General features: G+C 57.4%; 12 protein-coding genes. 7 read left to right on the top strand and 5 right to left on the bottom strand.

The window, feature by feature from the left end; all coding sequences use genetic code 11:
- Positions 1–181 precede the first annotated feature (181 nt).
- The 3 genes from sir (at position 182) to DOP62_RS09020 (ending at position 3,400) form a co-directional block, all read left to right on the top strand.
- Complete coding sequence (sir, locus tag DOP62_RS09010) at positions 182–2,056, top strand: sulfite reductase, ferredoxin dependent (protein WP_208675468.1); 1,875 nt, start codon at positions 182–184, stop codon at positions 2,054–2,056.
- Entirely contained in the window at positions 2,057–2,659 is a 603-nt protein-coding gene (locus DOP62_RS09015; RefSeq protein ID WP_208675466.1) for a hypothetical protein, read from the top strand.
- A gap of 159 nt (positions 2,660–2,818) precedes the next feature.
- The gene (locus tag DOP62_RS09020; protein WP_208675464.1) at positions 2,819–3,400 is read left to right on the top strand and encodes a hypothetical protein; all 582 of its coding nucleotides are present in this window, start codon (positions 2,819–2,821) and stop codon (positions 3,398–3,400) included.
- Positions 3,401–3,416: 16 nt separating this feature from the next.
- Here the strand turns inward: DOP62_RS09020 and DOP62_RS09025 are convergent, their stop codons facing one another.
- The 4 genes from DOP62_RS09025 to DOP62_RS09040 are packed head-to-tail and all read right to left on the bottom strand — an operon-like array spanning position 3,417 to position 7,657.
- Complete coding sequence (locus tag DOP62_RS09025) at positions 3,417–4,157, bottom strand: cobalt-precorrin-6A reductase (protein ID WP_208675461.1); 741 nt, start codon at positions 4,155–4,157, stop codon at positions 3,417–3,419.
- Positions 4,158–4,162: 5 nt separating this feature from the next.
- Entirely contained in the window at positions 4,163–5,332 is a 1,170-nt protein-coding gene (locus tag DOP62_RS09030) for a pentapeptide repeat-containing protein (RefSeq protein ID WP_208675459.1), read from the bottom strand.
- Positions 5,333–5,339: 7 nt separating this feature from the next.
- Positions 5,340–6,407, bottom strand: coding sequence for a calcium/proton exchanger (cax, locus tag DOP62_RS09035; protein ID WP_208675457.1), 1,068 nt, complete (start codon positions 6,405–6,407; stop codon positions 5,340–5,342).
- Between the two features lie 59 nt (positions 6,408–6,466).
- A complete protein-coding gene (locus DOP62_RS09040; protein ID WP_208676848.1) occupies positions 6,467–7,657 on the bottom strand; it encodes a DUF4336 domain-containing protein in 1,191 nt (396 codons plus the stop codon).
- A 108-nt stretch (positions 7,658–7,765) separates the two neighbouring features.
- Here DOP62_RS09040 and DOP62_RS09045 point away from each other — a divergent pair, with 108 nt between their 5' ends.
- A complete protein-coding gene (locus tag DOP62_RS09045; protein ID WP_370538775.1) occupies positions 7,766–9,412 on the top strand; it encodes an alpha/beta hydrolase in 1,647 nt (548 codons plus the stop codon).
- On the opposite strand, the gene DOP62_RS09050 is transcribed toward DOP62_RS09045, so the two are convergent.
- Positions 9,369–10,349, bottom strand: a complete 981-nt coding sequence (locus DOP62_RS09050) for an aldo/keto reductase (protein ID WP_208675455.1) — start codon at positions 10,347–10,349, stop codon at positions 9,369–9,371. The two genes, DOP62_RS09045 and DOP62_RS09050, sit on opposite strands and share 44 nt — an antisense overlap.
- 127 nt (positions 10,350–10,476) lie before the next feature.
- Here DOP62_RS09050 and DOP62_RS09055 point away from each other — a divergent pair, with 127 nt between their 5' ends.
- From DOP62_RS09055 to DOP62_RS09065, 3 genes are read left to right on the top strand one after another with little or no spacing between them, the layout of a single operon-like run.
- Entirely contained in the window at positions 10,477–11,640 is a 1,164-nt protein-coding gene (locus DOP62_RS09055) for an aminotransferase class I/II-fold pyridoxal phosphate-dependent enzyme (RefSeq protein WP_208675453.1), read from the top strand.
- Positions 11,637–12,305, top strand: a complete 669-nt coding sequence (locus tag DOP62_RS09060; protein WP_370538776.1) for an alpha/beta hydrolase family protein — start codon at positions 11,637–11,639, stop codon at positions 12,303–12,305. Before DOP62_RS09055 ends, DOP62_RS09060 begins: the two co-directional genes overlap by 4 nt.
- The gene (locus tag DOP62_RS09065; protein ID WP_208675451.1) at positions 12,302–13,123 is read left to right on the top strand and encodes a methyltransferase domain-containing protein; all 822 of its coding nucleotides are present in this window, start codon (positions 12,302–12,304) and stop codon (positions 13,121–13,123) included. Before DOP62_RS09060 ends, DOP62_RS09065 begins: the two co-directional genes overlap by 4 nt.
- Positions 13,124–13,128: the final 5 nt, after the last annotated feature.

A 13,128-nucleotide genomic window follows, 5' to 3' on the forward strand; every position in this document is an offset into this window, starting at 1 on the left:
CGCGCGCCCTTTCCCCCACCTCCGACTCTATTTCCTAAAGACTTTTGGGCGATCGCTGGGTGTGGATCCAGCGAAAAGTGTTACAATAAACACCGAAATCCACAGAGACTTACCGGTCTTGGATTCGTCTCACTGCCAAGCCATTTCTGGGGCAGTGCTTTTCTTTTCTGGACAGAGAACAATGTCGCCGACTGCTGCACCTCAAAAGCTTTCCAAAGTTGAAGATCTCAAAGCACGCAGTCACTACTTGCTAGAGCCGATTCTCAGTCAGCTTCAAGAAGAGTCGACTCACTTCAATGAAGACGGGATCCAGATCCTTAAATTCCACGGTTCCTATCAGCAAGATAATCGCGATAACCGCGTTAAGGGTCAGGAAAAAGACTTCCAGTTCATGCTGCGATTGCGCAGTCCGGGGGGCTACATTCCGCCACAGCTCTATCTCACCCTCGATCAGCTAGCTGAAGACTACGGCAACGGCACCCTGCGGGCAACGACGCGCCAAGCCTTTCAGTTGCACGGCATTCTCAAGCGTGATCTAAAAACGGTGATCCGCCGGATTGTCGAAAACCTGGGCTCGACGATCTCTGCTTGCGGCGATGTCAACCGCAACGTCATGGCACCGCCTGCTCCTTTTCGCGATCGCCCGGAATATGAATGGGCGCGCACCCACGCCAACAATATTGCTGACTTGCTGACGCCGGAGTCGGGTGCCTACTATGAGCTGTGGCTGGATGGCGAAAAAATCCTCAGCGGTGAGCCCGATCCGGCTGTGCTGGCAGCACGGCGCAATCCCAAAGGTCGTGTGGCCGATTCAGTAGAGCCGCTCTACAGCGATCGCTACCTGCCGCGCAAATTCAAGATTGCGGTCACAGTGCCCGGCGATAACTCGATTGACCTGTTCACCCAAGACATTGGTTTGGTCGTGATCGGCAACGATCGCGGGGAACTGGAGGGTTTCAACGTCTACGTCGGTGGCGGCATGGGCCGCACGCACAACAAAGAGGAAACCTTCGCGCGCTTAGCGGATCCCCTCGGCTTTGTGCCCGCTGCGGATATCTATGCTGCTGTGCAAGCGATCGTGGCGACCCAGCGGGACTACGGCGATCGCAGCAACCGTCGCCATGCCCGGATGAAGTACCTAATCCACGATTGGGGTATCGCCAAATTCAAAGCGGCTGTCGAAGACGTGTTTGGCAAAGCGATCGCCCCCGTGCGCGAGCTACCGCCCTTCCGCTATCGCGACTATCTCGGCTGGCATGAGCAGGGCGATGGCAAGTGGTTCTTGGGTTTACCAATTACCAGTGGACGGATTAAGGATGACGGCAATTGGCAACTGCGATCGGCGTTGCGGGAGATTGTCAGTCGTTGGCAGTTGCCGCTGCTGTTGACTGGCAGTCAGGATGTCCTGATTTACGACGTTCAGCCCAGCGATCGCGCCGCGATTGATAAACTCCTCCGCGATCGCGGGGTACATACGGTTGAAGCGATCGATTCCCTGCAGCGCTACGCGATGGCCTGCCCTGCCCTGCCGACCTGCGGGCTGGCGATCACGGAATCGGAGCGAGCCTTGCCAGGGCTGCTGGTGCGAATCCGTCGCTTACTCGAAGAGCAGGGTCTACCCGATGAGCATTTCGTGGTGCGGATGACCGGCTGCCCGAATGGTTGTGCTCGTCCCTATATGGCAGAACTGGCATTTGTGGGCAGTGCACCCAACACCTATCAGCTGTGGCTGGGTGGATCGCCCGATCAAACCCGCTTGGCTCGACCCTTCATCGATCGCTTGGCGGATGGGGATGTGGAAACGCAACTGCGGCCACTCTTTGTCTTCTTCAAACAAAGTCGTCAAGCGGGCGAAAGCTTTGGCAATTTCTGCGATCGCGTTGGTTTCGAAGCACTGCATCAGTTCAGTGAGAGCTATCAGCACGATGCAGCCAAACCACGCTATCGCGTCGGATTGCGGGCTGATGTCCATGGCCGCTTGAAAGCTGAAGCTGACAAACGCGGTGTCTCGCTGACTGATTTGGCCTGTGAAGCGATCGCGGCCTACCTGCGCTAGGTGCGGTTCAACCGTCGTTGGCGCTATGGCCTAGGATTGTCGGCCCTGCTCATCGTGCTCGGAGTGCAGGGTCGGCAGCAATGGCAGCAGCAGCGCTGGGCAGACACGCTCGGGATCACAGCCTCTGCCTTGCCCAGCGATCGCCTAGTGACACTGGCAGATTGGCAGCGCCGCCTTGAACCCCGACGATTTACCCCTAATCAGCAACAACAGTTTCAGCCCTTGCTGATCCGCTTGCAGCGGCTGGGCATTGCTGTGGAGCTAGAAGCCGAACCCCACGATCGCTATGCGGGGCTGTGGTTGCCTAGCCAGCGTCAAATTCGGCTCAATCCGCGCTTGCTGCGATCGCCGACGGCTTTGCTGCACAGCCTCAGCCATGAAAGTGTTCATGTAGCCCAGAGCTGTCGGTCTAACTTTTTGTGGGGCTATAGTCCAGTTCCCCTTGGTTTGCCGACAACGCCTGCAGCACGGCAGCGGGTGGATCAAAGCTCGCTTTATCAAAACTATCCGGGCGATCGCCGTGTGGAATATGAAGCCCACACCTATGCCCAGCAGCCTGAGCAGGTGGTGCAAATCCTCAATGAGACCTGTCCTGAGTCCTGAGGATACACACAATTCGACTGCAGAGAGCATCTGAAAACTTGTTAGCGTAAATTGGAACCCTGATTTTGCTGGGCTGTGAAACGGGCTAGACCTGTAAGACGGAATCCACCGCCTCGTCGTCGCAGGCCATCTGCTCGCTTTTTATCTTGGCAGCATGGCTTGGGTATTGCTTCAGTAATTGCTGTCTTGATTGTTCAATTCCACGATCAATGGAAGGTGCATGAATGGCATCAAGTCTTAGGAATTTCTGATTTTGATCCACCCGGTGAACGTCTAAAAACCTTAGATGATTGGCAGATGCGTTTGGCTCCAGGGCAGCTGACTGTTGAGCAACAGCAATTGATGGGTGGACTGCTCAATGAGCTACAGCGATTGAAAGTGGATGTGGAACTAGAACCCGAAGTTCATGATCGCTACGGTGGCATTTGGTCACCGAACCAACGCCTGATCCGAGTTAATCCTAGGATGTTGCAGAGTCCCCAATCTCTTCTCAAAACCTTGAGCCATGAGAGTATTCATGTTGCTCAAAGCTGCCGCCCAAATATGATTGATGGAATGAACTCTCGACCACTGGGCTTAGCCATTGATGCGAGGGCGAAGCAATGGGTGGATCAAAGCCCGCTTTATCAACAGTCTCCGAGCGATCGACAGGTTGAATATGAAGCGTATAGCTACGATGATCAGCCACAGTTTGTGATTCAACTGTTGCAGAAATATTGCCAGAGACCAATGGTTTTTTAATTCAAATGTATGCACCTTAACAATGTATTTTGAGCCATTGAAAAGCAGCATCTAAAGTCGTGGCTTGTTGAATATTAGGTAGAACTGGACGCTCAACCATGACAACGGGCAGGCTCAATTCCCGTGCTGCCTGTAGTTTGGATGTCGTTGCACTACCCCCACTGTTCTTACTGACGATCGCGTTGATTTGATACTGCATTAGCAGCGATCGCTCGTGCTCGAGGGAGAAGGGTCCTCTTTCTAACAGGATTTCGCCAGGTGGTAACGGAGCAGCCTCGGCAGGTGGATCGATCATGCGCATCAGGAACCAGCGATCGCGCAGGTCGGCGAAAGCAGCCAGTTCCTGTCGGCCAATTGTCAGAAAAATGCGATCGCCTAAATTAGCTAACTGCTCAGCAGCCATTGCTAAGTCCGGCACAGAAATCCAGCGATCGCCAGCTTGAGGAACCCAAGCCGGTCGCTGCAAAATCAAACTGGGAATTCCGACTTGTTGCGCAGCCTCAGCAGCATTCTGAGAGATCTGAGCCGCAAAGGGATGAGTGGCATCGATCAGCAGATCAATGCTTTCAGCCTGCAGATAATCGACCAGTCCGGCAACGCCCCCAAACCCCCCAATTCGTACCGATCCAGCTGGTAAAACAGGTTGCTGGGTGCGACCTGCTAGAGAAGTTTGCACCTCAAGCTGCGGCCAATCTTGGAGCGCCGCCGCCAACCGAGTCGCCTCAGTCGTTCCGCCAAGAATCAGGAGACGGGACATGAGCGTCAGCGATCGAGACGGTTGGGAATCCCTTTGCAGCCGCCGGGAATCGTCGATCGCGATCGCGAACCACACCACGAGCAGCAGTAATAGCGGGCTTCAGGCGAAAGTGCTTGCACCTCTGAAAAGTCCACGTCTTCGACGATCGCGCCAGTCCCTATTCCAGTTTCGTAATCCGGTGTCAGATTGGGCTGAGCTGGCGTTGCCGTCTCCCAATGACCGTAGAACCAGCGTGTTTGCGCCAAGTTGGCCTCGCTCAAGCGGCTGCCGGTGAGGTTGCAGCCTGCCAAATTAGCCTGACTGAGATCGGCTTCTTGCAGATCAGCGCTCTGCAGGTCAGCACGGTTAAAGTCGATGCTGCGCAGATCCGTGGCTTGTAGGTTGCTCCCTGCCAACATCGCCAATAACTGAATGACTGGAATGCCCTCAATGCGATCTTCGGCATAGCCGCCACTGCCATCGAGGATGGCGCGACCAAGCCGATGGTCTCGCTTCAGGGGTGTCAGCAGACGAGCATGGGAGAGGAAGCGCAGGATTTTAGCTTTGCCTTGGCCATCAACACTGCTGAGGACCGCCGCCGTTCGCCCTTCTGCCAGCATCCGCTCTAGGGGCCAGTCTTCCAGCAACCCTTCCTCGTCACTAATCAGGTCTGAAATGCCCTGAATAAAGCTGTCGATGGTTTGCGCTTGCGTGATCTGGTTTTGTTGCGTGGTCAGGCGTTTATCGATCGAATACTGTCGCCAAGCAATGATCAGTGCCACTAAGGCCAGCAGAATTTGGCCAAATGCGCCGATGATGCCTTCCCCGATCGCCCCGATCGCATCCCAGTTACCGCTGGTGTAGACGCTGATCAACGGTTGCCACAGCCCCAGCACCACACTCAGACCAATTACCGCCAAGAGCAGCCCAATCAGTGCGATCGTTTGGCGCGTTTCGGGGCGATCGAACCGGTGTTTCCAACGCTGGATCAGGGGCGGCAGCAGATGCAATCCAGCGATCGCTGCCGTAGTGATCGAAGCGATCGCCAGCAGCCAGCGCCAGCCCGTCAGCAGGCTCAGCAGAATTGCGCCGGAACCCAGCAAAAGCGGCCAAATCGGGAGCAGTTCGGGCAGTCGTGCAAACGGCCAGTAGAGCTTGAGCCGCGATCGCGGTGCATCCTCGGGAAGTAGCGTCATGGCAAGCTCAAGCAGCAGATTGGAAGTAGAAGGCCGCGCCCAGAATCAGATAGGCCGCCAATAACAGACAACCTTCCAACCAGTCCGATCGCCCGTCAATGCTAATCAAGTTACTGACCGCGACAGCGACCACGACGGCAACTAGCTCAAACAGGTTGAAGCTGAGATCCAGCGGATGACCAAATAGGGGGCCCAGCAGCACCAACAGTGGCGCAACGAAGAGAGCAACCAGCAGGGTTGAACCGAGAGCCACCGAAACCGACAGATCCATGTTGTCCTTGCGCGCCACGCTGACAGCGGTGACATATTCCGCTGCGCCACCCAGCAGGGGCAGCAAAATCACGCCGGTAAACAGGGGCGACAGACCGACTTTTTCAGTGACGGACTCAACCACGCCGACAAAAATTTCTGATTCGTAAGCCACAGCAAGGGTTGCAGCCGCTAGGACACCCACCCAAAGCACCAGGTTGGGGCGATCGCCGCTGTGCTCATGTTCAGTCACGCCCACATCGTAGAGACTGCGGTGGGTTTTGAGGGAGAACAGGAGTGTCAGACCATAGACCGCCAGCAGAATCCAAGCGACAAACTGCGAGAATCCCAGTTCAGAGGGCGGTGTATCACCGCCGGTCGCGATCGCCAGCGTCGGCAAGAGAATGGCGAGAACCGCCAAGGTCATCGCAGAGCCATTAACCCGTGCCACCACCGGCTTGAAGGTTTGTTCTTGACGACCAATGCCGCCCACCAGCATCGACAAGCCCATCGCCAGCAGGAGGTTGCTGATAATCGTGCCGGTAATACTGGCTTTGACGATATCGACTAAACCTGCCCGTAGCGCGACCACCGCAATGATCAGCTCCGTTGCATTGCCAAAAACAGCATTCAATAGTGCGCCGATCGAAGGCCCCACAACGACTGCAATTTCTTCCGTGGCAGTGCTCAGCCAAATTGCCAAGGGCACGATCGCCAGCGCCGAGGTTACAAAAATCGCGCCTTCACCCCAGTGCAGCCATTCCGCCGCGATCGAGATCGGCACAAAGATCAACAAACCAAACGAGATCAGCGACTTAATCGACATGGAGCAAGCCAAGTAGCTGCGCCTTATTCTGACGGTAGAAGTCCCTTCTGCGAAGAGGACTAGCGCTGGCTACCCGTCTTAATCCCACTTTCTTGTGGGCGGGGTGGCGTGATTCCTCGTTGCTGAAGCTGGCGATCGAGATTGTGCAGCAATTCCAGATCGGCTTCAGGGAAGGGCTGAGTGCGATCGCGGAGGAAGGCAAAGGCTTGGCGGACGGCTTCAGGGCCCGCCGCGATCGGGGCTTCAAAGTGGCAGGGCACGATTCGCTCAAACGGCCATTGGCAAATGCGATTAACCCAATCCCAAGTCACATCTGGCGATTGCTTGAGAATCAGCTCCTGCAGAATTGGCGCAACAAAGGGCGTTCCGGCAGCAGGTAGCTTTTGGAATGACTGCTGCCAATCGGCGTTCCAGCGGAAAGGATACAGTCCCCAGTAAGCACGGCGCGATCGCTCGGGCGCTTGTCCTGCCTCTTTGACACTCTGCCAAAGCGAGGTGACTTCGAGGGCACTCGGGCGGAAGTAGAGACTGAACAATACTGTGCGTTGCCAACCCTGACGGCGGCGTTCTGGCGTATCTTCCCAAGCTTGATCGACGCGATTGCGGCTGTGGAAGAGCAGGGGCCAGGGATCCAGCTGGGCGATCGCGGGCGGCTCAGGCTGAATCGCGATTAGCGTGTCAGTGAGCAGCAAGCTGCGACTGGGGCGGTGAAAGAGCGCGATTTCTTCAAAGGGGCCAGGACCGAGATTGATTGGGCCAAGTCGCGCCCACTCAAACTCCTCCGCTAGCACTCCTTGAGAATCGGTGAGGAAACGAGTGCGATCGCGGGGAACCCCTAGCCAGTGCAGCGGTAGTCTCAGCGGAAAGCTCCATTGATCCGGTGCAACCCAAATTGTGGCGCTGGGGAAGGCACGGGCAAACGGCCCCACAAAGACCTTATGTTCGAGTCCGGAGCTCGTCGGCAGGACAATATGCTGCACTGCGCCGTAGCGATTTTCTAAGGCTTGCAGTTGCCGACAACATTCAGTTGTGGGGGCGATCGGGGCATAGACCAGCAGACCCCCGCGATGGAGTCGCACCACCGTCATCCGAATCGGCACTGCGACGTAGAGCACCCCTTGCAATTGCTCAAATACCCACAGCTGACTTGGCAGAATTTCCCGACAGAGCGTCTGGCGCTGCCCATAGGGATAGAGCGGCAGCAGCGGCCAGAGCGGCCAGTTCCGGTCAGCAGTGTGCGAAGTGATCATCCCAGCGTTTGGTGGTGCCCGATCGATTGTAGAAGCAGCCACAGATGCTCCTTCCAGAAGCGACAAAATGGAAGCTGATCTCTGCCGCTGGTTTGAAGGTTGATTCCTGTGAAGCCACTGCACCAGCCTCTTTGCCGCTTACATTCCTTAGCAAGAATTCGCTTTCGTTTCAGGCGATCGCTCTGGAGTGGTGGACTCGCATTGGGGCTCTGGGGTGCGATCGCCTTGCCCAGTCGTCCAGCAGAAATCCTGCGGGTGACTTGGGCAGACACGAACCTTGATTTGCCGGTTTCTGTCCTCGAAACTTTCCAGAAAACGGGTCGCTTCGATCGCGGCTTTGGCTTTTTAAATGTGTTGGTTCCCGAAACCACCTTGAAGGAAGCCCGCAATGCGCTCAGGGCCAGACTACCGCTAGCACCAGAGGTGTTGCGGCCGGTGTTGACTAACACTGACACCCTCGAAATTTTTCTGCAGCAAGTCGGCAGCCTCATTCGGCCAGAGCCGGGCGAATCGGGTGCGGCAGCACTCAAGCAAGCACTCCTGACCGCTAGTGAACAGCCTCAAGGGTTGACCCTAATTGGACTGATCCAATCCTTTCCGGGGCCATTAATCCAGATTGACTTAGATACAGGACTGAGGTTGTTTCGGCAAATTCGGGCACTCGAAGCAGAGACGGGAGCAATGCTGAAGGCGATCGCGGCGCAGATGCAGCAGCAAGCTACCGTCACCACTGGGGACTACCAGCCTGCGCAACGCGGCTCTTACACGGTGCGCCAGCAAAGCTGGGACTGGGTGGACCGCGATCGCGATCGCCGAGTCCCCACCACGATTTACTGGCCCGATCGTCAAGGACTGTCCTTACCGTTGGTGGTCATCTCCCATGGGCTGGGCGAGGATCGCGGCAACTTCGCCTACCTCGCGCAGTTTTTGGCCAGCCACGGATTTGTCGTCGTGCTGCCCGAACATCTCAACAGTTCCTCTCGCCAATTTGCTTCGGCTGCAGCCGGCTTTGCCAATCCCCCTGGGCCGCAAGAGGCGATCGATCGCCCTCAAGACATCCGTTTTGTTCTCGATCGTTTGGTGCTAGAGCCGCAATGGCGCAATCGGGTCAATATCCGTCGGGTGGCGGTAATCGGTCATTCCTACGGCGGCGTGACAGCGTTGATGCTGGCGGGAGCAGTGATTGAACCTGAGAAAATTCGTGCGGCTTGCAGCGCCGTCGATCGCCTGATGCTGGTGCCATCAGCGTCGTTGCAGTGCAGTCTGGGGCGCTTACCCCGCGATCGCTATGATCTGCGTGACCCTCGCGTCGTGGCGATTCTGCCGATCAGTCCTTTTGCCAGCCAAGTGTTTGAACCCAAGGCGCTCAACCAAGTGCAGGTGCCAACCTTGCTCTGGAGCGGTAGCGCCGATTTGATTGTGCCGACCTTGGCCGAGGCGATTCAGCCCTTCCAGCACTTGGGTAGCCCCAACAAGCATCTGGTGATCGCCCTCAATGCCACTCACTTCTCCGTGTTGGGCGAGAGTCAAGGACCGGCAACACGTTTGCCACCTGCTTTGCTTGGACCCTCGCCCGAGTTGGGGCGCCGTGCTCTGAAGCAAGTAAGCCTCTCGTTTTTGCAGACCTATTTGCTTGGCCAACGCCAAGCGAAGGCCGGCTTGACGCCTGCTGCCGCTGAGCAATTATCCAATCCAGTGATGCCGTTGTTGTTTAGCGAGCAGCTACCGCCAGCGGCGATCGCGCAGCAGAACTGAGCTGGGACAGGCTCGCCACATCTTCGGGGCTGAGTTGCCAGCCAAGAGCACCCGCATTGTCTTTAGCTTGCGCAGGCGATTTCGCACCGGGAATCGGGATGACGTTGCCTTGGGCAATCAGCCAGTTCAAGGCGACTTGCGGAATCGTGCGATCGTAGCGATCGGCTAGAGCAGCCAATTGATCGAGTAATGGCTGTAGTTTTTCCAGCGATTGCGATCGGAATTGTGGATTGATCTTGCGGGCACCTGTGGGGCGCAAGTCTGCTTCCGAGCGATATTTGCCGGTTAGCAAGCCCTGTGCCAGCGGACAGTAGGCCAAGATCGTCACACCGAGTTCACGAGCGGCAGCAAGGCTACCATTCGTTTCAATCCGGCGTTCTAGCAGCGAGTACTGCACCTGATTAACAGCGAGGGGAACACCCTGCTCAGCCAGAAGGGCATGAGCCTGCCGCAGTTGTTGAGCGTTGTAGTTGCTGACGCCGATCGCCTGAATTTGACCGCGTTTGACCGCCGTTGCAAGGGTTTTGAGGATCGTGGTCTGTCCCAGCAGAAAAGCGGGTGGCCAGTGGACTTGATAGAGTTCGACACTCTGGCGCTGCAGCCGTTCGAGGCTTTGATCCAGTGCCTTTTGCACCGATCGGCTCCCGAATCGCCAAGGAATCGGGAAGTACTTGGTGGCAATTTGGGCGGGTTGAGCCGTTTGCTGCAGACAGCGCCCCAGAATCCGCTCCGATTCACCGAGGCCGTAGACTTCGGCGGTGTCGAAGAAGCTGACTCCAGTAGCGATCGCCGCTGCAAAAGTTTCCTGCAACTGTGCTTCGTCGTAGTCCTTGCCGTAGGTCCAGTAGAGACTGTCGCCCCAGGCCCAAGTGCCGATGCCGAGGGCGGAAACCGTGGGTCCGTCGGGACCGAGCTGACAAGTCGTTGCGATCGTCATGGAGCTGCTCAGAATCTGCCTTTCACGATAGACGGCTGGGACGGCAGGCTGTCTGTCGCCTCGGACGCAGTCGCAGGGAAAAGCGATCGCGGCTTTAGGATCGGAGAGCTGAGGCGGTTGGGATGCTGTGGGCGATCGCGGAGTGGCGAAATGGGCGTTTGTGGAGGCGGCCTTCCAGAAGCGCGGGCCGTCGAATCGGCGATCGCTGCGGGAGTTTGCGCCGGAGGCAGGGCCGTATTTGCGGCAGGGCGATCGCCCCTTGCTGGATTTCAGCAGCAATGACTATTTGGGCTTGGCTCAGGATCCGCGCTTGATTGCGGCGGCGACGGAAGCGACGCGGCGCTACGGCACGGGAGCGATGGCTTCGCGCTTAGTCTGCGGTAGTTTTCCGCTGCATCAGCAACTGGAAGCAACGTTGGCGGAATTTAGTCGGCGGGAAGCGGCGCTGCTATTCAGTTCCGGCTATCAGGCGAATGCAACCTTGCTGCCGACTTTGTTCGATCGCCAATCCCTTGTCTTGGTCGATCGCTTGGCCCACAACAGTCTGTTGTTTGGCATCCAAGCCAGCAAAGCCCAGTGGCGGCGCTATCGCCACAACGATTACGACCATTTGGAGCAGCTGCTCCAGCAGGCTCCGGCAGGCGTCCGGCGCGGCATCGTCAGCGAAACGGTGTTCAGCATGGATGGCGATCGCACGGCGGTCGATCGCTTGGCTGATCTGGCCGATCGCTATGGCGCGATTCTCTACTTGGATGATGCGCACGCGCTAGGGGTACTGGGGCCAGAAGGCAGTGGCTTGGCACTGCGGCACCCGCGAGTGGATGTGGCAGTTGGCACCTTTGGCAAAGCCTGTGGATCGGCAGGGGCGTTTGTGGTGGCCTCGCGATCGCTCTGTGATTACTGGATCAACACTTGTCCGGGGCTGATTTATACGACGGCGATCGCCCCGCCAGTTGTAGCTGCAGCTTTGGCTGCCGTGCAGTTATTACCGGAGTTGGAACCGGAACGGCAACATTTGCAGGCGATCGCAGCAGAATTACGACAGGCTTGTCGCGATCGCGGCTGGGATTGTGGGCCGTCAGAGACGCAGATTGTGCCGCTACTAGTGGGTGAGTCTGAGCAAGCCTTGACCCTAGCGCAGCGACTGGAGGCGGCGGGCATTTTGGCGATGGCGATTCGCCCCCCAACGGTGCCCGTTGGGACAGCGCGTTTACGGCTGGTGCTACGCAGCGATCATCAACCCGAGCATCTGCAGCAGCTTGTGACGGCACTGAGTGAGGGCTGGGTATGAGTCGTTGGTCGGTGCTGGCTTTTCATGGCTGGGGCTGGTCAGCGGCGAGCTGGCAGCCTTGGCAGAACTGGTTCACTGCACAGGGGGCAGACTTTTGGGCGGGCGATCGCGGCTATTGGGGATCGCCGCAGTGGGAGTGGCCGCAGTTGGGCGATCGCCTTTGGTTGCTGACCCATTCCTGGGGGCTGCATTGGCTCCCACCAGAGCTTGTAGCGCGGGCAGACTGTCTGATCTGCTGGGGTGGCTTTACGGCCTATCATCCGGAGCAAGAACCAGCGCGAAGTCAGTCTCAGCATGCGTTAGGGCAATTACGAGCCGCGATCGCAGCCGATCCACTCGCTGGATTGCAGGGTTTTTATCGTCAGTGCTACCGACCGCAAACCGCGCCTGAGTTACCAGCGATCGCCCCCGATCGCGATCGCTTGTTGGCAGATTTGGAGCAGCTCGATCGCAGTCAACTGACAGTGAAACCGTTGCTGCAGATTCCGCAGCGGTTGCTGCTGCATGGCGAGAGCGATCGCATTGTGCCGATTGAACGAGCACAGGCTTTGGTGGCTCAGTTGCAGCCCACGGCTTGGAAATTCTGGCCGCGCCAAGGTCATGCCCTGCCGGTCACAGCGATCGCAGATTGTCAGCAATGGATCCAAGCGGTGGTGGTGGAATGAGTGCGCTCACACCCGCAGAAATTGGTCAGCAGTTTGGCGCAGCAGCGGCGACCTATGAGTCGGTGGCGATCGCGCAGAAAGTCGCGGTTGATTACCTGAGTGCAGCTTTTCGCGGGATTGAACTGCCGGCAGGCCCGATCCTCGAAATTGGCTGCGGTACAGGATTACTCAGTCGGAAACTGCAACAGACGTGGCCCGATCGCCCCTTAATTTGCTCCGATATTTCGCCAGCGATGTTGGCGGCTTGTGAGCAGAATTTGCCGCGATCGCCCCAACTACAATTCCAAGTTTTGGATGGGGCGACCGTTCGTCCAGAACCAACCTATGCCGCGATCGCCAGTAGCTTCGCCCTGCAATGGCTGCCGGATCCGATCGCCAGTTTGCAGCGTTGGCAAGCGGCTCTCCTTTCCGGTGGTTGGTTGTTCATTGCGGTGCCGACAGCAGGGAGTTTTCAGATTTGGCGACAGCTGTGCGAGCAGTTGCAGATTCCCTTTACAGGCCATCCACTGCCAGAAGCCGCAGAGCTGCAAGTCGTCCTGTCGCGATCGGGACAATTGCTGCAAGGGACTTGCGATCGCCTGACGTTGCCCTTGCCCAACGCCCGTAGTTTTTTCCGACAACTCAAAGAACTGGGAGCAACAGCAACGGCGGCACCAACGCTCAATCCTGCTCAATTGCGCCGCCTCTGTCGGGCTTGGGATCAGCAAGCGCAACCGATTGAGCAAGAATTTTGGTGGGGACTTTGGCAAAAAACGCCGGTGCCTGCGGCGATCGCGCCGTTGGGCTGCCCTGATTCCCGTTGTTCTCTGCTGACCTAAGCTGC

The sequence above is a fragment of the Synechococcus elongatus PCC 11801 genome (genome assembly GCF_003846445.2).
Classification (GTDB): domain Bacteria; phylum Cyanobacteriota; class Cyanobacteriia; order Synechococcales; family Synechococcaceae; genus Synechococcus; species Synechococcus elongatus_A.